The 23293-nt window shown below is 68.1% G+C and carries 21 protein-coding genes; 18 read left to right on the forward strand and 3 right to left on the reverse strand.

Annotated features, from left to right (window positions below; genetic code table 11):
• Positions 1-100 precede the first annotated feature (100 nt).
• Together D9X30_RS10065 and D9X30_RS10070 are read left to right on the forward strand one after the other, a co-directional pair.
• Positions 101-2575, forward strand: coding sequence for a TonB-dependent siderophore receptor (locus D9X30_RS10065; protein WP_153948572.1), 2475 nt, complete (start codon positions 101-103; stop codon positions 2573-2575).
• A 2-nt stretch (positions 2576-2577) separates the two neighbouring features.
• The gene (locus D9X30_RS10070; protein ID WP_153948573.1) at positions 2578-3297 is read left to right on the forward strand and encodes a hypothetical protein; all 720 of its coding nucleotides are present in this window, start codon (positions 2578-2580) and stop codon (positions 3295-3297) included.
• Positions 3298-3302: 5 nt separating this feature from the next.
• Here the strand turns inward: D9X30_RS10070 and D9X30_RS10075 are convergent, their stop codons facing one another.
• Complete coding sequence (locus D9X30_RS10075) at positions 3303-3872, reverse strand: cysteine hydrolase family protein (protein WP_153948574.1); 570 nt, start codon at positions 3870-3872, stop codon at positions 3303-3305.
• A 51-nt stretch (positions 3873-3923) separates the two neighbouring features.
• Positions 3924-4403: a VOC family protein gene (locus D9X30_RS10080; RefSeq protein WP_153948575.1), complete on the reverse strand. Its 480-nt coding sequence runs from the start codon at positions 4401-4403 to the stop codon at positions 3924-3926.
• Positions 4404-4635: 232 nt separating this feature from the next.
• Between D9X30_RS10080 and D9X30_RS10085 the strand changes: the two genes are divergently transcribed.
• The 13 genes from D9X30_RS10085 (at position 4636) to D9X30_RS10145 (ending at position 18282) form a co-directional block, all read left to right on the forward strand.
• A complete protein-coding gene (locus D9X30_RS10085; protein WP_228770968.1) occupies positions 4636-5313 on the forward strand; it encodes a cytochrome c3 family protein in 678 nt (225 codons plus the stop codon).
• The gene (locus D9X30_RS10090; RefSeq protein WP_153948577.1) at positions 5310-8186 is read left to right on the forward strand and encodes a 4Fe-4S dicluster domain-containing protein; all 2877 of its coding nucleotides are present in this window, start codon (positions 5310-5312) and stop codon (positions 8184-8186) included. The genes D9X30_RS10085 and D9X30_RS10090 overlap by 4 nt, the downstream gene beginning before the upstream one ends.
• 2 nt (positions 8187-8188) lie before the next feature.
• Complete coding sequence (gene nrfD, locus D9X30_RS10095; RefSeq protein WP_153948578.1) at positions 8189-9574, forward strand: NrfD/PsrC family molybdoenzyme membrane anchor subunit; 1386 nt, start codon at positions 8189-8191, stop codon at positions 9572-9574.
• A complete protein-coding gene (locus D9X30_RS10100) occupies positions 9571-10101 on the forward strand; it encodes a DUF3341 domain-containing protein (protein WP_153948579.1) in 531 nt (176 codons plus the stop codon). The genes nrfD and D9X30_RS10100 overlap by 4 nt, the downstream gene beginning before the upstream one ends.
• A complete protein-coding gene (locus D9X30_RS10105; protein WP_153948580.1) occupies positions 10098-10709 on the forward strand; it encodes a c-type cytochrome in 612 nt (203 codons plus the stop codon). The genes D9X30_RS10100 and D9X30_RS10105 overlap by 4 nt, the downstream gene beginning before the upstream one ends.
• Positions 10706-11614 (forward strand): hypothetical protein, encoded by a 909-nt coding sequence (locus D9X30_RS10110; protein ID WP_153948581.1) that lies wholly within the window; start codon positions 10706-10708, stop codon positions 11612-11614. Before D9X30_RS10105 ends, D9X30_RS10110 begins: the two co-directional genes overlap by 4 nt.
• A complete protein-coding gene (locus D9X30_RS10115; RefSeq protein ID WP_153948582.1) occupies positions 11611-11964 on the forward strand; it encodes a hypothetical protein in 354 nt (117 codons plus the stop codon). The genes D9X30_RS10110 and D9X30_RS10115 overlap by 4 nt, the downstream gene beginning before the upstream one ends.
• Positions 11961-12746: an SCO family protein gene (locus D9X30_RS10120; RefSeq protein WP_153948583.1), complete on the forward strand. Its 786-nt coding sequence runs from the start codon at positions 11961-11963 to the stop codon at positions 12744-12746. Before D9X30_RS10115 ends, D9X30_RS10120 begins: the two co-directional genes overlap by 4 nt.
• Positions 12743-13705: a cytochrome c oxidase subunit II gene (gene coxB, locus D9X30_RS10125; protein WP_153948584.1), complete on the forward strand. Its 963-nt coding sequence runs from the start codon at positions 12743-12745 to the stop codon at positions 13703-13705. Before D9X30_RS10120 ends, coxB begins: the two co-directional genes overlap by 4 nt.
• Positions 13686-15377 (forward strand): cytochrome c oxidase subunit I, encoded by a 1692-nt coding sequence (ctaD, locus tag D9X30_RS10130; RefSeq protein WP_153948585.1) that lies wholly within the window; start codon positions 13686-13688, stop codon positions 15375-15377. The genes coxB and ctaD overlap by 20 nt, the downstream gene beginning before the upstream one ends.
• Positions 15374-16003, forward strand: a complete 630-nt coding sequence (locus D9X30_RS10135) for a cytochrome c oxidase subunit 3 family protein (protein WP_194946540.1) — start codon at positions 15374-15376, stop codon at positions 16001-16003. Before ctaD ends, D9X30_RS10135 begins: the two co-directional genes overlap by 4 nt.
• Entirely contained in the window at positions 16000-16314 is a 315-nt protein-coding gene (locus D9X30_RS10140; RefSeq protein ID WP_153948587.1) for a cytochrome C oxidase subunit IV family protein, read from the forward strand. The genes D9X30_RS10135 and D9X30_RS10140 overlap by 4 nt, the downstream gene beginning before the upstream one ends.
• A 153-nt stretch (positions 16315-16467) precedes the next feature.
• Positions 16468-18282, forward strand: coding sequence for a thiamine pyrophosphate-requiring protein (locus D9X30_RS10145; RefSeq protein WP_153948588.1), 1815 nt, complete (start codon positions 16468-16470; stop codon positions 18280-18282).
• A 55-nt stretch (positions 18283-18337) separates the two neighbouring features.
• On the opposite strand, the gene D9X30_RS10150 is transcribed toward D9X30_RS10145, so the two are convergent.
• Positions 18338-19813: an efflux transporter outer membrane subunit gene (locus D9X30_RS10150; protein WP_153948589.1), complete on the reverse strand. Its 1476-nt coding sequence runs from the start codon at positions 19811-19813 to the stop codon at positions 18338-18340.
• A 110-nt stretch (positions 19814-19923) separates the two neighbouring features.
• Here D9X30_RS10150 and D9X30_RS10155 point away from each other — a divergent pair, with 110 nt between their 5' ends.
• The 3 genes from D9X30_RS10155 (at position 19924) to D9X30_RS10165 (ending at position 23284) form a co-directional block, all read left to right on the forward strand.
• Positions 19924-20496, forward strand: a complete 573-nt coding sequence (locus D9X30_RS10155; RefSeq protein WP_153948590.1) for a winged helix-turn-helix transcriptional regulator — start codon at positions 19924-19926, stop codon at positions 20494-20496.
• Entirely contained in the window at positions 20493-21647 is a 1155-nt protein-coding gene (locus tag D9X30_RS10160) for an HlyD family secretion protein (RefSeq protein WP_153948591.1), read from the forward strand. Before D9X30_RS10155 ends, D9X30_RS10160 begins: the two co-directional genes overlap by 4 nt.
• A gap of 98 nt (positions 21648-21745) precedes the next feature.
• Entirely contained in the window at positions 21746-23284 is a 1539-nt protein-coding gene (locus tag D9X30_RS10165; protein ID WP_228770974.1) for a DHA2 family efflux MFS transporter permease subunit, read from the forward strand.
• Positions 23285-23293: the final 9 nt, after the last annotated feature.

A 23293-nucleotide genomic window follows, 5' to 3' on the forward strand; every position in this document is an offset into this window, starting at 1 on the left:
TTTTTTTGGAGATTTTTGCGAAAAGGCGGTCTGTTCCGGATTCTCGCGTGACATAGCAAGTAAGACCTTCTTTGCTGATGTTCCGCAGTCCGTTCTCCGTATGCCTTCTGACCGCCACGCCTTTCGTCCCGCTGTTCGCCACGCCCTGCGTCCCTCCACACTGATTCCGCGTACCCTGCTTGCCGCAGCCCTCCACGCTGCAGGACTGGCCGTTGTTGCCCCCGCCTCTGCGCAGGGCGCCCCCGCGCAAGCGGCCGCCGTCCACGCCTACGACATCCCCGCCGGCCCCTTGCAAGGCGCGCTGAACCGCTTCGGACGCGAGGCCGGCATCCTGCTGGCGTTCACGCCCGAGCAGACGGCCAACCTGACCACCAGCGGCCTGCGCGGCCAGTACACGGTGCAGGCCGGGCTGGACCATCTCCTGGAAGGCGCCGGCCTGGGAGTGGCCCGGGATAACGGGAGCTATCTTCTTGTACGGCGGGAATCGGTGTCCGCGGCCGCGTACGACGTGGCCGGGACTACCCTGCCCAAGGTGACCGTCAGCGCCACGGGCCCGGCCGACAGCTATCGTCCGCAGCCCAGCCCGTCCACGCTGCGGTCCGACCTGCCGCTCCAGGACACGCCGCAGGTCGTCAACATCGTGCCGGCCCAGGTGCTGCGGGACCAGCGGCCCCGCAATCTCGACGATGCCCTGGGCAACGTCAGCGGCATCACACAGGGCAACACGCTCGCCGGCACGCAGGACACCATCATGAAGCGCGGCTTCGGCGGCAACCGCGACGGCTCGGTCATGCATAACGGCATGCCGCTGGTGCAGGGTCGCGGTTTCAACGCGGCTGCCGAAAGCGTGGAAGTGGTCAAGGGGCCGGCGTCGCTGCTGTACGGCATCATGGACCCGGGCGGCGTCATCAACATCGTCAGCAAGGTGCCGGAACGCCAGCGCCATACGGAGATTTCGCTGCGCGGCTCCACGTACGGGCACGGCAAGAACGGCGCTGGCGGCACCCTCGACACCACCGGCGCCGTTGGCGACACGCCGCTGGCCTACCGGCTCGTGGCGGACTACGCCGACGAGCAGTACTGGCGCAATTTCGGGGTCCACCGCGAAACGCTGATCGCGCCATCGGTGGCGTGGTACGGCAAGGACACGCAGGCCGTGCTGTCGTACGAGTACCGCAAATTCCTGTATCCGTTCGATCGCGGCACGGCGCTGGACCCGCGCACCAACGAACCGTTGCCCATTCCGAGCCGCCGGCGGCTCGACGAGTCGTTCAACGAGATGGGCGGCGAATCGCATCTGGCGCAGCTATCGGTGGACCACCAGTTCAATGCCGACTGGAAAGGTCACTTCGGCTACAGCTACAACCGCGAGACGTACGATGCGGGCCAGTTGCGCGTGACCGGCGTGAACACCACCAACGGCACACTGAGCCGCAACAACGACGCCACGCATGGTGCGTTGAGCACGGACAGCTACGGCATTGCCTACGTCGACGGCAACTTCCGGCTCGGCGGCATGCGCCACAACGTGCAGCTGGGGATGGACCACGAGTACCGGCTCATCTATCGCAGGGACCTGCTGCGCCAGGCCACCAAATACACGTTCAGCTACCTGAATCCGGTCTACGGGCGGGAAAGCCCGTCCACCACGGTCTCGGCCAGCGACAGCGACCAGACCGATTCGCTGCACAACACGTCGGTCTTCCTGCAGGACAGCCTGTACCTGACCGACAAGTGGATCGTGGTCGGCGGCGTGCGCTTCATGACGTGGAGCCAGATGGCGGGGCGCGGCCGCCCCTTCACGGCCAACACCGACATCTCGGGCAACAAGTGGCTGCCGCGCGCCGGCATCGTCTACAAGGCCACGCCGGCGGTATCGGTCTACGCGAGCTATACGGAATCGCTCAAGCCGACCTCCACCATCGCGCCGCTGAGTTCGGGCGTGGTCATCGACTCGTCGGTGGCGCCCGAAGAGGCCAGGTCGTGGGAACTGGGCACCAAGGTGGACCTGGCTGGCGGCCTGACCGGCACGTTCGCGCTGTTCAACATCGACAAGAAAAACGTACTGGTATCCCAGTACAACGACGTCACCAAGCTGACGGACTGGCGCACGTCGGGCAAGGCCCGCTCGCGCGGCGCCGAGCTGGACGTTTCGGGGCAGATCGGCACCCGCTGGAACGTCATCGCCAGCTATGCCTATATCGACGCCAAGACCACCGAAGACCCGTTGTACGCCGGCAACCGGCTCTGGAACGTGGCCCAGCACACCGCATCGCTATCCGCCGTCTACGACTTCGGGCAGATCTTCGGCGGCGACCGCCTGCGGCTGGGCGGCATGGTCCACTACGTGGGTAACCGGCCCGGCGATTCGGCCAACAGCTTTTCGCTGCCGGCCTACACGCTGTTCGACGCGTTTGCCACCTACGAGACGCGCATCAGCGGCCAGAAGGTGCGGTTCCAGCTGAACGCGAAGAACCTGTTCAACCGCGTGTACTACCCGTCGAGCGCCAACCGCTACTTTGTGGCGGTGGGCGACGCCCGCCAGGTTTCCCTGATCACCACCTTCGCGTTCTGACCATGCATGAATCGCCGAAAACAAGCCGATGGGTGCGCACGGCACTCGCCGCGTTCGGCACGGCCTGCGCCCTCTGGGCAGCACCCGCTTCCGCCGCCGATCGCACCATCGCGCTCGTGACGCAGGTATCGAGCCCCAGCGCCGCGACAGACCGGATGGTAAAGACCCATCTCGAATCGCGCGGCTATCGCGTCACGATCCATGACCAGGGTGTGGCGCCCGACGTGGTCGCCAATGCCGATTGCGTGATCCTGTCGTCCACGGTCTCGGCCAAGTCGATGCAAGCCGGATGGCGGCAACTGCGTACCCCGCTGGTGACGTGGGAGAACGACTATGTCGACGACCTGGCCATGACCGGCAAGCGGCACGACACCGACTTTGGCGAAGCACCGCGCGAACGCTATGTCTGGCTCGTCAACGCACCGCATCCGGCTGCCGCCGGACTGCCGGCGGGCGTGGTCAACGTGTACCGGAAGCAGGCCCCCATGAGCTGGGGCAAGCCGGGCCTGGGCGCCAGCACCATCGCCACGCTCTATGGCCAGCCCGACAAGGCTGCCGTCTTCACCTACGAGAAAGGCGCGACGATGGATTACGAGGCCATCGCCCCGGCGCGGCGCGCCATGTTCTTCCTGGACAACGAGACGTTCCCCAATCTGTCTGCCGAAGGGCTGCGCCTGTTCGATGCCGTCGTCGACTGGGCGGCAGAGCCCGGGCGCCGGTAGCGCAATTACCCAAGCCAGGTCAACGCTTCTTCCAGCGACAGCACGGCGGTGCGCGACGCGAACGCCGTGTCAAACAGGTGATCGTGGACGACCGGGTCCGGGTCGTAGCAGCAATCCTTGACCGTCAGCAGCCGGTAGTCCGCGTCGCTGGCGTACGCAACGGACGACAGCATCACGCCGGTCGAGGCAATCCCCACCATGACCAGCGTATTGACGCCCTGGGCCGACAGCCGCACCTGCAGGTCGGTGCCGAAGAACACGCTGGCCCGATGCGCGACGATGATGGGTTCGTCGGGCTGGCGGCCAAGTTCCGGCGATATCCGGTCCTCGACGAACAGGCCCAGTTGCCGGATGCCCTGCCCGTTCCGGTTCAGCGGACTGATCTCCGGATAACCGGGCGCGAAGTGGATCTTCGCAAAATAGACGCTGACGCCCCGCGCCCGGGCCGCGTCGCAAAGCCGCCGCGTATTGGCCAGCAAGGTGGGCGCGACGTCCGGAAACAGGTTCAGGATGTCTGTCTGGTAGTGCATGACCACCAGCGCCGTCTGCGCTGGCACACAGGTCGGCATCGGCATGCTCGCTCCGGGTTCCAGGATGTTCTGAGGTCTATTCGTCACCGGCGGCAATCAGCCACGCCGCGCCGCCTCGATGGCGGCAATGTCGATCTTGCGCATCGTCATCATGGCGTCGAAGACGCGCTTGGCCGCCGCGCGGTCGGGGTCGGAGATCCCGGCCAGCAGCACACGCGGCGTGATCTGCCACGAAATCCCCCAGCGGTCCTTGCACCAGCCGCATTCGCTTTCCTTCCCGCCGTTGTCGACGATCGCGCTCCACAGGCGGTCGGTTTCGGCCTGGTCGTCGGTGGCGATCTGGAAAGAAAACGCCTCGCTGTGCTTGAAGTGCGGGCCGCCGTTCAGCCCGACGCAGGGAATGCCGGCCACCGTGAACTCCACGGTCAGCACGTCCCCGAGCTTGCCGTCGGGATAGTCGCCGGGCGCCCGCATCACCGTGCCGACCTTGCTGTCGGGGATGTGCTGGGCATAGAAGGTGGCCGCGTCCAGCGCGTCCCGCTCGAACCACAAACAGATCGTGTTCTTGCTGCTCATGCTGTGTCTCCTGGTGGATGTCCGGCGCCGGTATCTTACCCCCGGCTTCCCGGATAGTCTGGCCCAAACGTGCTGTCCACAAATCCTACGAGAATTCGTAGGGCCGTCCGGCTGTGCCCGGCCGGGCAATTGCAGCGCGCCCGTGTAAGAGCTACACACGCGGCCTGCAGCCTCCCGCCGGCCCGGCGGCGCCCACAAGCCTGGCCCCTGGCATCGCAATTGCAGCGACCAAATGTTTCGCCAGAAAGAAAATCGCGTCATGGCGCAGGCCTTCACACGCGCGGAAGTCCTTGTTCTCAAGCTGCTTGCCCTTGGCGTGCTGGTTCTTGTCGCCGTCGCCCTAGGGGTGGCCCGCTGGTCCATGGCCCCACAGATCGAGATGCAGGATCCCGTTGCGCAGCCCATACCGTTCAGCCACAAGCATCACGTTTCGGACGATGGCATCGACTGCCGCTATTGCCATGCGTCCGTGGAGACGTCGGCATTCGCCGGCATGCCGGCCACAAGCGTATGCCTGACCTGTCACAGCGTGCTGTTTCGCGACGCGCCGATGCTGGCGCCGCTGCATGCCAGCCTGCGCGACAACCGCCCGCTGGCGTGGACGCGCGTGCATGACCTGCCCGACTTCGTGTATTTCGACCACAGCATCCACGTGGCCAAGGGCGTGGCCTGCCAGGAGTGCCACGGGCGGGTGGACCAGATGCCGCTGACGCGCCGCGTGGCGCCGCTCGACATGCAGTGGTGCCTGGCATGCCACCGCGACCCTGCCCGCCACCTGCACGCCCCGACCGATATCTTTGCGATGCGCGAGCGCCCCGCGCTGGCGCCGGACGAAATGGCCCTGCTCCAGAAGATGTATCACCTGCAGGACACGCGACGCCTCACCGATTGTTCCACCTGTCATCGATGACGCACCGGCCCGTGATTCCGATCGTCCCCGCACGCGAAGCCGCCGATGCTTCCGCGCCCACCGATGCCCCCGACAGCCGCGCCCGGCGCGACTTCCTGCGCGTGATGGCCGCCTCGGCCGCACTGGCCGGAAGCGCCTGCAGCGGGCCGCCGAAGGAGACCATCGTCCCCTACGTCCACATGCCCGAGGGCATGGTGCCGGGCCGGCCGCTGTTCTACGCCACCGCGCTGACACGCCATGGCTATGGCACCGGCGTCCTGGTCGAAAGCAACATGGGCCGCCCGACCAAGATCGAGGGCAATCCGCGCCACCCCGCCAGCCTGGGCGCCACGCATCCGTTCGACCAGGCCGCCGTGCTCCAGCTATGGGACCCCGACCGCAGCCAGACTCCCTGTCGCGGCGCCGCCATGTCGACCTGGCAGGCTTTCGACGCAGCCTTGGCCATCCAGCGCACGCAATGGCGGGACCGCGATGGCGAGGGGCTGCGCCTGCTGACCGGCAATGTCGGATCGCCTACGCTGGCGGCACAGATCGCGCGCTGGCTGGAACGGTATCCGAAGGCCGTCTGGCACGCCCATGATCCGGTCCAGGACGGCACCCCGGCCATCGACCTGGCCTTTGGCGATGCGGTGGACCCTGTCATCGATATCACGCCAGCCCGGCTCGTCGTGACCTTCGATGGCGATCTGCTTGGCCAAGGGCCCGGCGCCGTACGGCAGGCACACGACCTGATGGCCGACCGCCGCGGCGTGGCACCCGCGCTGGCGCGCCGCCTCTATGCGATCGAATCGTCGCCCACGCTGACCGGCGAAATCGCCGACAACCGGCTGGCACTGCCACCGCATGACATCGAACGCCTGGCGTGGTCGCTTGCGCGCAGGCTGGGCATGTCCGAAGCGGCGGCGGACACACCGGCCCCCGACAACGCCACGGCGCGCCGCTGGCTCGATGTGCTGGCCCGGCGTCTGGCCGAAACCCCGCCGGGTCAGTCGTTGATGGTTCCGGGCGACAACCTCGCGCCGCCCACGCAGGCGCTGATCTGGCGCGTCAACGCCCGGCTGGGCAATCTCGGCAAGGCGGTACGCACGGTTGCCCGACCGTCGAGACGCCCCCGGGGCGACGGCCATTCGCTGGCGGCACTGACCCAAGCCATGCAGGCCGGACAGGTATCGGCGCTGCTGGTCATCGACGCCAACCCGGCGTATGACGCGCCTTGCGACGTGGATTTCCGTGCCGCGCTGGCCCACGTGCCGTGGTCGGCCCACCTGGGCCTGTACCGCGACGAAACGGCACGCCTGACCACCTGGCATCTCCCGATGGCGCACGATCTGGAGCGGTGGAGCGACGCCCATGCCTGGGACGGCACCGCGTCGATCGTGCAGCCGCTGATTGCGCCGCTCAATGGCGGCCGCTCGGCCCATGAACTGCTGTCCGCCGCCACCGACGACCCGCCGGCTTCCGGTCATGCGCGCGTACGCGCGCACTGGCAGGCGCGCCAGCCGTCCGGCTTCGATGACTTCTGGCAGCTTGCCCTGCGCACTGGCGTGATCCCAGAGACGGCAGCGCCCGCCGTGCAGCCAGACTTGCACCGCCACATCGCGCCCCCGCCATTTCATGCGCCCCCGCTGGTCGCACGCTTTACACCCGACCCCGCCACCGATGCCGGCGAACTGGCCAACAACGCCTGGCTGGAGGAACTGCCGCGCGCGCTGACGCGGCATACCTGGGACAACGCGGCGCTGATCGGCCCGCTGACGGCGCGGTCGCACCGTCTGGCTACCGGGGACATCGTGCGGATACGCCGCGAGGACGGCCGGGGCCAGTCCGTCGAGGCGCCGGTATGGGTCATGACGCATCAGGCCGAAGGTGTCGTCACGCTGCCGCTCGGCTATGGGCGGCGCCATGCCGGGCGCGTCGGCAACGGCGTGGGCTTCGACGCCTATGCGCTGCGCACGTCCGCCGGGCCGCACGCCATCGCGGTCGAGGCGACCGGCGCTACCCATGCGTTCGCCGTGGTGCAGACGCAGACTTCGATGGTGGGCCGCGAGGTGGCCCCGGCCGCCACGGCCGCCGAGTACCGCCGCCATCCGCATTTCGCACAGCGCCATGCACCGCAGGCCGCCCCATCGCTCTACCCGCGCTGGCCCTACCCCAACGAACGCTGGGGCATGACGGTCGACCTGAACGCCTGCATCGGCTGCAATGCGTGCACCATCGCCTGCCAGGCCGAGAACAATATTCCAGTGGTGGGCAAGGCCGAGGTGGCGCGCGGGCGCGTGATGCACTGGATACGCGTCGATCGCTACGACGACGGGCATGACACCGAAGGCCACCCGGTACGCACCGTGTTCCAGCCCGTGCCATGCATGCATTGCGAGGACGCGCCGTGCGAACTGGTGTGTCCGGTGGGCGCCACGGTCCACGACAGCGCCGGCCTCAACGTGCAGGTCTACAACCGCTGCGTCGGCACGCGGTTCTGTTCCAACAACTGCCCGTACAAGGTGCGTCGCTTCAACTTCCTGCAGTACAGCAACCAGGGCGACGACCGGCCGCCGCCGGCCTACAACCCCGAAGTGACCGTGCGTAGCCGGGGTGTGATGGAAAAATGCACGTACTGCCTGCAGCGCATCACGCGCGCCCGGATCGAGGCGGAAAAGCTCGGCCAGCCGCTGCGCGATGGCGATGTGGTGACCGCCTGCCAGGCCAGTTGCCCGACGCAGGCCATCGCGTTCGGCAATCTCGCCGATCCGCAGAGCCAGGTGAGCCGGCTCAAGCAGGCACCGCGCAACTTCGACCTGCTGGCCGAACTGAACACGCGGCCCCGCACCAGCTATGCCGCGCTGGTCACCAACCCCGACGAGGACCTTACCTAGCCATGGCCGACCCATCGGATACGCCCCCCGTTTCGAAGGACATCGGCGTGCTGCGGCAGGGCTGGGGCTACGCCAGCGTGTCCGACAAGATCGCCGGGCTGGTACTGGAACGGCCGGTGCAACTGCCCTGGCTGGGTGCCTTCCTGCTGACGTTTGCCGGCATGCTCGTCTTCATGGGCGGCACGGCCTGGCTGTTCGCCCGGGGCGTGGGCATCTGGGGCGTCGATATACCGGTGGCATGGGGCTTCGCCATCGGCAACTTTGTCTGGTGGATCGGGATTGGTCATGCCGGCACCTTCATCTCGGCGTTCCTGCTGCTGCTCAGGCAGCAATGGCGCACGTCGGTGAACCGGTTTGCCGAAGCCATGACCCTGTTCGCCGCTGCCATCGCCGGCCTGTTCCCGATTCTGCACCTGGGGCGCCCGTGGTTCTTCTACTGGCTGGTGCCGTACCCCAACGTGATGAACGTCTGGCCGCAATGGCGCAGCCCGCTGGTGTGGGATCTGTTCGCCATTGGCACCTACCTGATCGTGTCGCTGCTGTTCTGGTATGTCGGGCTGATCCCGGACCTGGCCACGCTGCGGGACCGTGCGTGCCTGCGCGGGCGCCGGCGGGTGGCGCAGACCTATGGGCTGCTGTCGCTGGGCTGGCGCGGCGACGCGCGGCACTGGGCGCGCTACGAAAGCGCCTACAAGCTCCTGGCGGGGTTGGCTACGCCACTGGTGATCGCCGTGCACTCGATCGTGTCGCTGGATTTCGCGATCGGCAACACCCCGGGCTACCACTCCACCATCTTTCCGCCGTACTTCGTGGCCGGCGCGCTGTTCTCGGGCTTCGCCATGGTGCTGACCATCGCCATTCCGCTGCGGCACGCCTACGGCCTGCAGGACTTCATCACCGGCCGCCACCTGGCCAATGCGGCAAAGATCATGCTGACGATGAGCGTGATCGTCGCCTATGGGTACGCCACCGAAATCTTCACCGCCTTCTACAGCGGCGATCCCTACGAGATCTTCCTGGTGCGCAATCGCTGGGGCGGCCCCTACGCCGGTGTGTACTGGGCCATGATGGCCTGCAATGTGCTGGCGCCGCAGTGCCTCTGGTGGCGGCGCGTACGGCACAGCCCGCTGGCGCTGTTCGCGCTGAGCCTGGTCATCAATACGGGCATGTGGATGGAGCGGTTCCTGATCGTCGTATCGAGCCTGCATCGCGACTTCCTGCCCTCGTCGTGGGGCATGTTCTACCCCACTGTGTGGGACTGGATCATGCTGGCCGGCTCTATCGCCATGTTCGCGTGGCTGTTCCTGGTGTTTATCCGCTGCCTGCCGGTGATTTCCATCGCCGAGATGCGCGAACTCGTGCACGCCAGCGCGAAGGGGCAGCCATGAGCCCCTATGGCGTACTGGCCGAATACCGCACCGGCGACACCTTGCTGGCCGCGGCCCGCCATGCCCGCGCCGCCGGATTTACCGATCTCGAAGCGTTCACGCCGTACCCCGTGGAAGGCTTGGCCGACGCGATCGGCATGGCCACTGACCGCATGCCGCTGCTGGCCCTGCTTGGCGGGCTGGCTGGCGGCACGGTCGGTTTCCTGCTGCAGTGGTACGCGGCCGTGATCGACTATCCCATCAATGTTGGCGGACGGCCCGCCGGAAGCTGGCAGATGTTCGTGCCGGTGACGTTTTCCCTCACGATCCTGGGCGCGGCGCTGGCCACGGTGTTCGGCATGCTGGTCGCCAACCGGCTGCCGCGCCTGCGGCACCCGCTGTTCGATGCCGCCGACTTCGAGCAGGCGACGCGGCATCGGTTCTTCCTGTGCGTGCGGCCCGGCGCCGAGCACGCCGACGCCGCCCGGCGCATGCTGGCCGCCACCCAGGCCCTTCAGGTGACCGATGTGGCGGAGGTGCCGGCATGACCTCCGTGCTGTTGCGCTGCCTCTGGCTGCTGTGCGCGTCCTGCACGCTGGCGCTGGTGACCGGGTGCGAGCGCGCACGCCAGGACATGTACGACCAGCCGAAGTACAAGCCGTATGCGCGCAGCAACCGATTCGGTGACGGCACCTCCGCCCGCCCGCTGCCCGACAATACGGTGCCCGCGCCTGGCGGCCCGTTCGCCGCCACCTCCAGCGGCCGAAGCCACGACGAGGCCGCCAGCGCATCGCGCCCGCCCCTGACGCTGCAGCAGCTTCAACGCGGTCAGTCCCGCTACGAGATCTACTGCATGCCCTGCCACAGCCCCACCGGCGATGGCGACGGCATGGTGGTACGGCGCGGCTTTCCACGTCCGCCGTCGTTCCACACCGATGCGTTGCGCGCCGCGCCCGATACGCTGCTGTACGACGTGATCACCCACGGCAGCGGTCAGATGGCCGCCTATGCCGCGCAGTTGCCGCCGCCGGACCGCTGGGCCGTCGTGGGCTATCTGCGCGCGCTGCAGCTTGGCCAGCATGCCCCCGCCGCGCGCCTGACGGCGGACGACCTGCGGCAGCTCGATGCCAACGCGCCGGGCGAAGGCCAGCCATGAGCACGCACGCCGTCGCCTCGCTGCTGGCCGTGTACCTGACCGCCTGGTGGTGCTGTATCGGCGTGGTGATGGGTGGCCTGGCCATTGTCTGGGTCCACAACCTGACCGGCGGCGCGTGGGGCGAACCACTGCGCGCGCCGTTGCTGGGCATGGCGCGCCATACCTGGCTGCTGGCGCTGCTGTTCGTGCCGATCCTGGCCGGCGCCGGTGCGCTCTACCCCTGGGCCGCCGATGCCGCACGCGGCGCGCAACGCTGGGCGCCCGACATACCCGCCCACAGTGCAGTATTCAAGTCGCTATGGCTGAGCCGAACCGGCTTTGTCGTGCGCGGCGTGGCAGTGCTGGCCGTCTGGGTCGTCCTTGCCACGATGAGCCAGTCCGGGCGCCACGCCCGCTCGCCCCGGTTTGCGGCGGCGGCGCTGATCGTCTACGGGCTCACGGTCAGCGTGGCGGCGGTCGACTGGATCATGTCGCTGATGCCACTCTGGTACTCCAGCGTCTTTGGCCTGCTGCTGGCCACGGGCCAGGCGTGCGCCGGCCTGGCGCTCGGCACATGGCTGGCCGCGCGGCGCGGCGCCCCGCCGCGGGTGCTGCTGGACCTCGGCAACCTGCTGATGGCCGCCGTCATCACCTGGGCCTATCTGGCCTTTACGCAGTACCTGATCATCTGGTCGGAAGACCTGCCGCACGAGATCAGCTGGTATCTGGTGCGCCGGACGGGCGTCTGGCCGCTGTTGGCGTGGGGGCTGGCCCTGGGCCACTTTGCGCTGCCGATGCTGGCCCTGCTGTCGCGGCGCGTGAAACGCTCGCCGCCGATGCTGGCGACGGTGGCCGCCATCGTGCTCCTCATGCATGCGGTGGAAGCCTGCTGGCTGGTACTGCCTTCCACGGGAGGCCACACATGAGCCGCGCGCGTCAGGCCCGCAACGTCAGCCTGCGCGCCGTGGCGCTCGGGGCGACTGCGCTTGTGGTCGTCGTCGCGCTGGCCACCACCATCGGCTGGCACTATGGACGCCGGCTCAACGCGTCCGGGTCTCTTGGCGTGGCGGCACCGGCGGCCCCCGCCGCCTCTGCACCGGCCGCCCTGCCGCTGTCGGACAGCGCGCCTCAGCCCGAACGTGCGCGATACGAGGCCGAAAAACTGGCCGTGCTCAACGGTTGGGCGTGGGTGGACAAGCGTTCTGGCATTGCCCGCATCCCTGTGGCACGCGCCATGGCGCTGATGGCCGACGCCCGCAAGGAGCCCGCGCCATGACCGCCCGCGATACTGCCGTCGCGCTGGTTGCATGGCTGGCGTTGACCGCGCAAGCGGCCCCGCTGGGCCTGCCCGCGCCACCCGACATGGCGTTCGCACCGATCCCCGGCCGGCAGTTGCCTGCGGACCTGATCTTCCGCGACGACGATGGGCGCCCCGTGAGGCTGCAGGACCTGACGCGCGACCGGCCGCTGGTGCTGGTGCCCGGCTACTACCGCTGCCCCAACCTGTGCAGCACCGTGATGGACGGCGTGCTGGAATCACTGGTCCAGGCGCACCTGCCGCGCGATGCCTGGCGCGTGGCCGCCGTCAGCATCGACAGCCGCGAAACCGTGGCGGTGGCGGCCGCAAAGAAGCCGCACTATGCCGCCTTGCTGGCCGCCACGGGCGGCGATCTGCACATGCTGACAGGCGATGCCGGCGCCGTCGCCGCCCTGATGCGGGCCATCGGCATGCGGACGTCCCCATTGCCCGATGGAGACCAGATCGCCCATCCGGCCGGCCTGGTCGTGTTGACGCCCGATGGCCGTATCGCCCGGGCCTTCAGTGGCGTGAGGTTCGATGCAGCGGCGTTACGCACCGCGATCGAGCAAGCGGCGGCCGGCCGGGTCGGCTCCCCGGCACAGCAGCTGCTGATGCGCTGCGTTCATTTCGATCCGCAGACCGGCCGTTACACGATGACGATCCTCGATGGCATCCGCATCCTCTTCCTGTCTGCCTTCGCCGCACTGGGCATTGGCTGGCGATGGCGGGCCGGCCGGCGGCGGGGTCGTCCATCATGAACGGCGCCTTCCAGCTGCTGCCGGACAGCGCTTCGCTGGCGGCCGGCCGCTACGACACCCTGATGCTGTCGCTCACCGCGCTGCTCTGCGCGGTGGCGCTGGCCGTGCTGTGCGTGATGGCCGGGTTCGTGATCCGCTATCGCGAGCGCCGCCAGGCCGACCGCCACCTGCCGCCGGTGTCCAGCACGTCGCTGGAGATTGCCTGGGCGGTCACGCCACTGCTGATCTTCCTGGGCATCTTCGCCTGGGGCGCGTTTGACTACACGCTGCTGGCCCGCGAAACCGCCGGCGCGGTGCCCGTTACCGTGGTGGCGCGGCAATGGATGTGGAAGCTCGAACACGCCAACGGCAAGCGCGAGATCAACGAGCTGCACGTGCCGCTGGGCCAGGCCGTGGAACTGACGATGACCTCGCAGGACGTGATCCACAGCTTCTACGTCCCGGCATTCCGCATCAAGCAGGACGTGGTGCCCGGACGCTATACGACGCTGCGCTTCACGGCCACCCGGGCCGGCGAATACCGGCTGTTCTGCGCCGAATACTGCGGCACCGACCACGCCGCCATGCAGGGCCGCATCGTCGTGATGCCGCCTGCCGCGTTCGCCCAATGGCTGGATGCCGGCACCGGACCCGAGACCACCGCCGCACGCGGCCGCGCACTGTTCCAGCGGCTCGGGTGTGCCGCCTGCCACGACGCGGGCAGCACGGTTCACGCGCCGCCGCTGGACGGGTTGATCGGCCGGACAGTGACGCTGCAGGACGGCCGCACCGTCACCGCCGACGCCGCCTACGTACGCGACGCGATGCTGGACCCGCGCAAGGACGTCGCCGCCGGCTATGCGCCGATCATGCCGACCTACCAGGGTCAGGTGAACGAGGAAGACATCCTGGCGATCATCGCCTATCTGCGCGCCACCGGCACCACGACGGGAGCCCCACATGCCACCCGAGACCGCTGAACACACCAACCACACCAACCTCACCAACGAGCCCAGCGAGCCCAGCGAGCCCAGCGAGCCCAGCGAGCCCAGCGAGCCCAGCTACCTGAGCGAAGGCACCACGCTGGGTTCCTGGCTGGGATCGACCGACCACAAGCGCATCGCGTGGCTGTACATGGTGGCGATCACGCTGTTCTTCTTCGTCGGTGGCGCCGCGGCCACGCTGATCCGGCTGGAACTGGCCACGCCACAGGGCGACCTGATGGCCGCCGACACCTACAACCGGCTGTTTACCGCGCACGGCGTGATCATGGTCTGGCTGTTCCTGATCCCGTCGATTCCGTCGGTGCTGGGCAACTTCCTGGTGCCGCTGATGATCGGCGCGCGCGACATGGCATTTCCCAGGCTGAACCTGGCCAGCTGGTACCTGTACGTGGCCGGCGGCACGCTGACGCTGGGTGCGATGGTCGCGGGTGGCGTCGATACGGGCTGGACGTTCTACACGCCCTTCTCGACGATGTTTTCGAACAGCCACGTGGTGCTGACGCTGGCCGGGGTGTTCGTCACCGGCTTCTCGTCGATCCTCACCGGCCTGAACATCATCGTCACCACGCACACGCTGCGCGCACCCGGCATGACCTGGATGCGTCTGCCGCTGTTCGTCTGGGCCAGCTACGGCACCAGCCTGATCCTCGTGCTGGCCACGCCGGTTCTGGCCATGACGCTGTGCCTGGTGGCGCTGGAACGCCTGGTGCATATCGGCATCTTCGACCCGGCCCTGGGCGGCGATCCGCTGCTGTTCCAGCACCTGTTCTGGTTCTATTCGCACCCGGCCGTGTACATCATGATCCTGCCGGCGATGGGCGTGGCCAGCGAGATCATCCCGTGCTTTGCGCGCCGGCCCGTCTTCGGCTATCGCGCCATGGCGTGGGCCATTGTCGGCATCGCCAGCCTGGGCTTTCTGGTCTGGGGCCACCACATGTTTGTCAGCGGGCAGTCGTACCGGGCCAGCGTGACGTTTTCGCTGCTGAGCTTTCTGGTGGCCGTGCCGTCGGCCATCAAGGTGTTCAACTGGACCGCCACGCTCTACAAGGGCCGCATCCGCCTGGCGGCACCGATGCTGTACGCGCTGGGCTTTGTCGGGCTGTTCACCATCGGCGGGCTCACCGGGCTCGTGCTGGCCGCGCTGGCGCTCGACGTGCACCTGACCGACACCTACTTCGTCATCGCCCACTTCCACTACATCATGGTGGGTGGCGCGGTTATGGCCTATCTGGGCGGGGTGCATTTCTGGTGGCCCAAGATCACCGGCCGCCTTTACCCCGAAACGTGGGCCCGCATCGCGGCCGTGGTGATCTTCGTGGGCTTCAACCTGACGTTCTTCCCGCAGTTCCTGCTGGGCTTCGAAGGCATGCCGCGCCGCTATCACGCCTATCCGCCGGAATTCCAGGTCCTGAACATCCTGTCGTCGGCGGGCGGATCGATCCTGGCCATCGGTTACCTGATGCCGTTGGTGTACCTGGTGCATTCGCTGTTCCGGGCCGGGCGCGCGCCCGCGAATCCGTGGCATGCCACAGGCCTGGAATGGCAAACCCCCTCACCGCCGCCCACGCACAACTTTGCCCGGCCGCCACGGGTCAGGCGCGACGCCTATGCCTACGATCCCGTCACGGGGCAGGAGTCGCCGCAATGAGCACGCCCCCGTTCCCGTTCGACAGCGGCGGCCAGCAGCGCATTGCCGCGCGGCTGGGCATCTGGATCTTCCTCGGCACCGAGCTGATGTTCTTCGGCCCGCTGTTCGTCGGGTACCAGTTCGTCCGCTTCACCGACACCGCCGGTCTGACGCTGGCCGCGCGCCACACCGACCTGTGGCTGGGCACGGCCAACACCGCCGTGCTGATGACCAGCAGCCTGTGCATGGCGCTGGCCGTCGCGGCGACGGAGGCAGGCAACCGGCGGGGCGCCGTGCGTCTGCTCTGGGCGGTTGCGGCACTGGGCGCGACCTTCCTGGTCATCAAGGGTGTCGAGTATGCGAAGGACATCGCCTCTGGCTTTGTCCCCGGCAACGCAGCCGGGACGGGTGGCCACGCCGGGCAGATGTTCCGGCTGCTCTACTACGCGATGACAGGGCTGCACGCCGTGCATCTCTGCGTCGGGATCGCGCTGGTGCTGGGCTTCGCCATGGCGATCCGCGCCGGGCGCCACGCGTCGGCCAACCTGGCACGCCTGGAGATCGTCGGCCTGTACTGGCACTTTGTCGACGTGATCTGGCTGTTCCTGTTTCCCATCCTCTATCTGCCGGGCAGGAGCGCGACATGACGGCCCGAACCCGGCGCCTGCTCGGCGTATGGCTGTTACTGATGCTGCTGCTGGCCATCACCGTGGGCACCGCCTTTCTTGACCTTGGCCCCTGGAACGCATCCATCAACCTCGCTATCGCGGCCCTCAAGGCCCTGCTGATTGCCTGCACCTTCATGCACCTGGCACGCGCGGCGACGGTGCTGCGGCTCGCGGCAGTGCTGCCGCTGGCGATCCTGACGATACTGTTCGTCCTGACGTACGGCGACTACGCCAGCCGTCCGCACCTGCCTGCCGCGTGGCAGACCCCGGCCGCGCCAGCCGGGCGCTAGCTGCGGTGCGCCCCGGCAGGCGTGCAATCCTTACCGGCGCGCGCATTTTCTACGCGATAGCGGCCGCCGCGCAGGCCTTCCACGGCGCTCGGCCGGGGGCCGGGGCCATCGGCACGCGTGATGCATGGCGATGCAGCATTCATGGAGCTAGCGATGTCGATGACGGTTTCGGACTTTGTACTCAAGCGCCTGCGGGAATGGGGCGTCCGGCGGGTGTTCGGCTATCCCGGAGACGGTATCAACGGGCTGATGGGCGCCTTTGGCCGCGCGGACAACGACCCCGAGTTCATCCAGGCGCGCCATGAGGAGCTGGCCGCATTCATGGCTTGCGCCCATGCCAAGTTCACCGGCGAGCCGGGCGTGTGCCTGGCGACGTCGGGGCCCGGCGCAATTCACCTGCTCAATGGCCTGTACGACGCGCGGATGGACCACCAGCCGGTGGTGGCCATCGTGGGCCAGCAAAAGCGCGCCGCGCTGGGCGGCGACTACCAGCAGGAAGTGGATCTGATCACGCTGATGAAGGACGTCGCGCGCGACTTCGTGGCCATGGCCGTGGACCCGGCGCAGATGCGGCACCTGGTGGATCGCGCCGTGCGCATCGCCGTCGAACGCCGCACCGTGACCTGCATCATCATTCCCAATGACGTACAGAACCTGCCTGCCGTACCGGAGCCGCCGCGCGAACATGGCACGGTGCACACGGGCATCGGCTACACGGCGCGGGCCCAGGCCCCGCAAGAGGCGGATCTGCGCCGCGCCGCCGACGTGCTGAACGCCGGCAGCAAGGTCGCGATGCTGGTGGGTGCGGGCGCATTGCACGCGACCGATGAAGTCATCGAGGTGGCGCGCCGGCTGGGCGCCGGTGTGGCCAAGGCACTGCTGGGCAAGGCCGCCGTGCCGGACGACCTGCCCTTTGTCACCGGCGCCATCGGCCTGCTGGGCACCAAGCCCAGCTGGGAACTGATGAATGGCTGCGATACGTTGCTGATGGTGGGCTCCGCGTTTCCTTATTCGGAGTTCCTGCCGGCCGAGGGCAAGGCGCGCGGCGTGCAGATCGATATCGACGGCCGCATGCTGAACCTGCGCTATCCGATGGAAATCTGCCTCGAAGGCGACAGCGCCGCCACGCTGCGGGCGCTGCTGCCGATGCTGGAGCAGAAGCCGCTCGAATGGCAACAGGAAGTCGAGAAGAACGTGGCCGAGTGGTGGCAGGTGCTGGAACAGCGCGCCGCGGCCGAAGCCAATCCGATCAATCCGCAACGCGTGTTCATGGAGCTGTCCCGGCGATTGCCCGACAACTGCATCCTGACCTGCGATTCCGGATCGGCGGCCAACTGGTATGCCCGCGACCTGAAGATTCGGCGCGGCATGATGGCGTCGCTGAGCGGCGGGCTGGCCACCATGGGCCCGGCCGTGCCATACGCCATCGCGGCGCGCTACGCGCATCCGGACCGCGCGGTGATTGCCATGGTGGGCGATGGCGCCATGCAGATGAACGGCATCAGCGCGCTCATCACCGTGTCGCGGGACTGGAAGCGGTGGACCGGCGGCTCGCTGACCATCATCGTGCTGAACAACGGCGACCTGAACCAGGTGACCTGGGAACAGCGCGTGATGGAAGGCGATCCAAAATTCGCCGTATCGCAGGACTTGCCCGTTTTCGGCTATGCGGCCTTTGCGCAGATGCTGGGCCTGCAGGGCATCCGCGTGGACAAGCCCGACGCGATCGGCCCCGCGCTGGACCAGGCGCTGGCCGCTAACGTGCCGACCGTGCTCGAAATGGTGACCGACCCGGACGTCCCGCCGCTGCCGCCGCATATCTCGGCCAAACAGGCGCGCGCCTACATCTCGGCCATGCTGCACGGCGATACCGATGCCGGCGGCACGCTGCGCGCCACGTTCCGGCAGGTGTGGGCGTCACTGACGGCACCGTCGAAGCGACGCACCGACAAGGACGGCGCGTCGTGACGCCGGATGCCGCGGCTCCGCCCGCCGCGCCACTCAGACCTGAGTCCCACGCGATTCAGGACCACCCGCCGCCCAGCGCCCGGAACGCCGACACGGCCGCGCGCGCGTTGTCGGCCCGCACCCTGGCCTGCTGGTCGCGGGCGGCCAGCAGCTGGCGGTCTTCGTCCAGCACCTCGAACAGGCTGACCGCGCCCCCCTTGTAGGCATCCTCGGACGCATTGCGGGCGCGCTCATGGGCGGCCACTTCCTTGTCCAGCTCCAGCCGCTGGGCGTCAAGCTGGGTCAGCGACACCAGGGCGTTCTCGACATCGGCCGTGGCCTGCAGCATCGCCTGGCGATAGTTGGCCAGCGCCTCGGCATAGGCGCCCCTTGCGCCGGCCACTTCGGCATCGACACGCCCGAAATCGAACAGGCGCCAGCGCAGCCCCGCCGTGGCGGCGGGCTGGAACGCCTGCGCCGTGAACAGCTTGCTGGCCGACAGGCTTTCGAACCCGAGCAGCGCCGACAGCGACACCTTCGGGTAGTACTCCGCCGTGGCCACACCGATGCGCGCATTCGATGCCGCCAGCCGGCGCTCGGCAGCGATCACGTCGGGGCGGCGCTGCAGCAGATTGGCCGGTCCCTGCGCCAGCGCCACCTGCGGCACCGTCAGCGCGCTCTGCGCATCGCGCAGTTCCGCCGCATAGGTGCCCGGCTGCGCGCCCATCAGCACATCGAGCCGGTTCAGTTGTGTTTCCAGTTCGATACGCAGCGGCGGGATGGTGACCCGCGTCTGTGCCAGCTGCGCCTCGGCCTGCGCCTGCTCGCGCTCCGCGCCGATGCCATCGGCCAGCCGCAGCCGCACCAGGTCCAGCAGGCGCTGGTTGGTGGCGACCTGCTGCTCTGCAATGGCGATGCGGCTCTGCGCGGCGCGCACGCGGAAGTAGGCGTCGGCGGCCTCGGCCGCCACCAGGATGCGCACGCCCAGGTGGTTCGCTTCGGCCGCCTGCAGTTCGGCGTTGGCCGCCTCGGCACCGCGCCGCAGTCCGCCGGCCAGATCGATTTCCCATGTGGCCGCCGCCCCCACCGAATACAGCGTCTGCCCGCGCGTGTAGCCCGGGAACTTGCTGCCGATCTTGCCCAGCGGGCTTTCCAGTGACTGGCGCTGCCTGGCGACATCGCCATAGGCACTGCCCTGCGGCAGCAGTTCGGCCCCGGCAAAGCTGGCGGCCGCGCGGGCCTGCTCCACGCGGGCCACGGACGCCGCCATGTCCAGGTTCTGGTCCAGCACGCGCTGGACGATGGTGGTCAGCGCCGGGTCATTGAATCCGTTCCACCAGGTGTCCAGCGACACTGGCTGGCGCGCGTCGTTGACGGGTCCCACATCGGCCGCGTGCCGATACGTCGGCGCGGTATCCACCGCCGGGGCGCGATAGTCGGGCCCGACCGCCGCGCACCCCGCCAACGCGAAGATCGCCGCCACCGATGCCGCCAGCGGCGCTCCCAGCGGGGCCGTCCATCGGATTCGCCCGTCTTGTGCCTGTTTGCTCATGTCGCATTCCTTTCCGTGGCTGCCATGCAAATTAACTTGCACGATGCTAGTTACTAGCCTAGACTAACTTTCATCTTGATAGCAACATGTTTTTTCGGGAGGTGACGACGATGCAGAGAAAGTCACACAAGGAATCGGCCTGTCCCACGGCCCGCGCTGTGGAGCGGGTTGGCGACACGTGGTCGGTACTGATCCTGCGCGAGGCGTTCTACGGCGCCACCCGTTTCGACGATTTCCAGAAGCGCCTGGGCATCGCGCCCAACATGCTGACGCGGCGCCTGACCAAGCTGGTTGACGAAGGCCTGCTGGCACGCCGGCCCTACAGCGCGCATCCGCCCCGTGACGACTACGTGCTGACCGCGCGCGGCCGCGACTTCCGGCCTGTGCTGCTGATGCTGATGGACTGGGGCACGCGTCACTTCGCGGACCAGGCCGACACCGTGCAATTGGTGGAGCGCCAGACCGGGCGCCCGGTGCGCCTCGCACTGGTCGACGCCGACACCGGCCAGCGCATCACCGAGACCGATCACTACATTGCCCCCGGCCCCGCGGCCAGCCCGGCCCTGCGGGCGCGCCTCGAACGTTCGGCCACGGCACAGGCCGGAGCCACGCTGGCCGATCCCATCGACACCCCCACTCTCGCGCCTGTCGCAGGCGCTCTTTCAGTACGGAGCCTTTCATGACCAGCAGCACCACAAGCGCCGACCGCGCGGCCGCCGATGCCATCCCCACCAAGGCCCGGCCTGGCAGAAAGGCCTTGCTGATCCGCACCGGCGGCGCGCTGATCGCGCTGGTGGCCGCCGGCTACGGCTATCACTGGTGGACCGACGCCCGCTTCGTGCAGGAGACCGACGATGCCTACGTGGGCGGCGACGTGACGCTGATCGCGGCCAAGGTGCCTGGGTATCTGACCGAAGTGCTGGTGACGGACAACCAGGCCGTGCACGCCGGCGACCTGCTGGCGCGCATCGACAATCGCGACTACCGGGCCGCGATGGCCAAGGCCGAAGGTGCCGTGGCATCCGAGCAGGCCCTGATCGCCAATCTGGACGCCCGCGCCCGGCTGCAGGACGCCGTCATCGCCGAAGCGCGCGCCAACGTGGCCGCCACCGACGCCGAAACCGTGCGCGCCCGCGACGATCAGGCGCGCTACGCAAGCCTGGTGGCCAAGTCCGCCGTATCGATCCAGAGTTCCCAGAAGGCCGATGCCGATTTCAAGCAGTCTGTCGCCAACGGCCAGAAGGCAAAGGCCAGCGTGGAGGCGGCCCGCCGGCAACTCGACGTCATCGCCACGCAAAGGCAACAGGCCGAGGCAGCGCTGGCGCAGGCCATTGCCGAACGCGATCTGGCGCGCCTGAACCTGGGCTACACCGAACTGCGCGCGCCGGTGGACGGCACGGTGGGGAATCGCCGTGCGCGCGTGGGCGCCTATGCGCCAAGCGGCGGGCAGTTGCTGTCGATCGTGCCCGCGCGGGGCCTGTGGATCGATGCCAATTTCAAGGAGGGACAGCTGGCGCACATGAAGCCCGGCATGCGTGCCACCATCGTGGCCGACGTAATGCCCGGCAAGGTGTTCCATGGCCGCGTGGAAAGCCTCGCACCCGCCACGGGCGCCCAGTTCAGCGTACTGCCGCCTGAAAACGCCACCGGCAACTTCACCAAGATCGTGCAGCGCGTGCCGGTGCGCATCGTGCTGGACGATGCCGACGCGCGGCTCGGCCTGCTGCGCCCCGGCCTGTCGGTGGTGGCCGAGATCGATACCCATGCAGAGCGGGCGCCGGCGGCTGCACAAGCCCAGGATCAACATCCGGACCAGGCACCGAGCAAGTCATGAATACAGCCGTTTCCACCAGGCCCGCCGCGCCAGCCAGCGCACCCGCTACCTCCGGGCATGCCGCGCCCCCCGCGCTACCGTCGCCGGCCGACCTGCCGATGGCCACCCGCGTGCTGGCCTTCGGCACGATGTGCGTGGGCATGTTCATCGCGCTGCTCGACATCCAGATCGTTTCGGCGTCGCTGCGCGACATTGGCGGCGGCTTGTCGGCGGGCACCGACGAGACCGTCTGGGTGCAGACTGCCTACCTGATTGCGGAGATCATCGTGATTCCGCTGTCCGGATGGTTGTCGCGCGTCATGTCCACGCGCTGGCTGTTCGCCGCGTCGGCCGCCGGCTTTACGGTGACGAGCCTGCTGTGCGGCATCGCCTGGAACATCCAAAGCATGATCGCCTTCCGCGCCGCGCAGGGCTTTCTGGGCGGCTCGATGATTCCGATGGTCTTCACCACGGCGTTTGCGTTCTTCACCGGGCGCCAGCGCGTGGCGGCCGCCGCCATCATCGGCGGGCTGGCGTCGCTGGCGCCCACGCTGGGCCCAACGGTAGGCGGCTGGATCACCGACCACTATTCTTGGCACTGGCTGTTCTTCATCAACCTGGTGCCCGGCATCTTCGTCACGGTGGTGGTGCCGCTGCTGGTCAGGATCGATCATCCGGACTGGTCGCTGCTCAAGGGCGCGGACTACCCCGGCATCGTGATGCTGGCGCTGTTCCTGGGCTGCCTGGAATACACGCTCGAGGATGGGCCGCGCTGGGACTGGTTTGGCGACCAGACCATCCTGACCACGGCCTGGATCTCCGGCATCGCCGGCATCGGCTTCCTGTGGCGGTCGCTGACGTTCGCCAATCCCGTGGTGGACCTGCGCGCGCTGAAAGACCCCAACTTCGCGCTGGGCTGCTTCTTTTCGTTCGTCACGGGGATCGGCATCTTCGCCACGATCTATCTGACACCGCTGTTCCTGGGCCAGGTGCGCGGCTACAGCGCGCTGCAGACCGGCCTGGCGATCTTCTCCACGGGGCTGTTCCAGGTGATGTCGATCCCGCTCTACGCGTTCCTGGCAAACCGCGTGGACCTGCGCTGGCTGCTGATGTTCGGCCTGGCACTGTTCGCGATGTCGATGTGGAGCTTCGCACCGATCACGCATGACTGGGGCAGTGCCGAGCTGTTGCTGCCGCAGGCCATGCGCGGCATGGGACAGCAGTTTGCCGTGGCACCGACGGTAACGCTGACGCTGGGCGCCCTGCCGCCCGCGCGGCTCAAGCTGGCATCGGGCCTGTTCAACCTGATGCGCAACCTGGGCGGTGCCATTGGCATTGCCGCCTGTGCGACGATCCTGAACGACCGCACCAACCTGCACTTCCTGCGGCTGGCCGAGCATCTCAACATCCGCAACGACGCCATGACCGAGTTCCTGGGCCAGTCCACCGCGCGCCTGGTCACGCTGAGCAACGAGGTGGGCGACGGCAACGCCGCCGCCATCCGGCAACTCTGGGCGCTGACCATGCGCGAAGCCCATACGCTGACGTATGCCGATGCCTTCATGGTGATCCTGGCGTGCTTTGTGGTGGCGATACCGCTGGTACCGCTGATGCGCAAGGTGATGCCGCCCAAGGCGCCGTCCGCCGATGCCCCCTAACACCATGGC

The organism is Cupriavidus sp. U2 (assembly GCF_009663685.2).
GTDB classification, from domain to species: Bacteria; Pseudomonadota; Gammaproteobacteria; order Burkholderiales; family Burkholderiaceae; genus Cupriavidus; species Cupriavidus necator_C.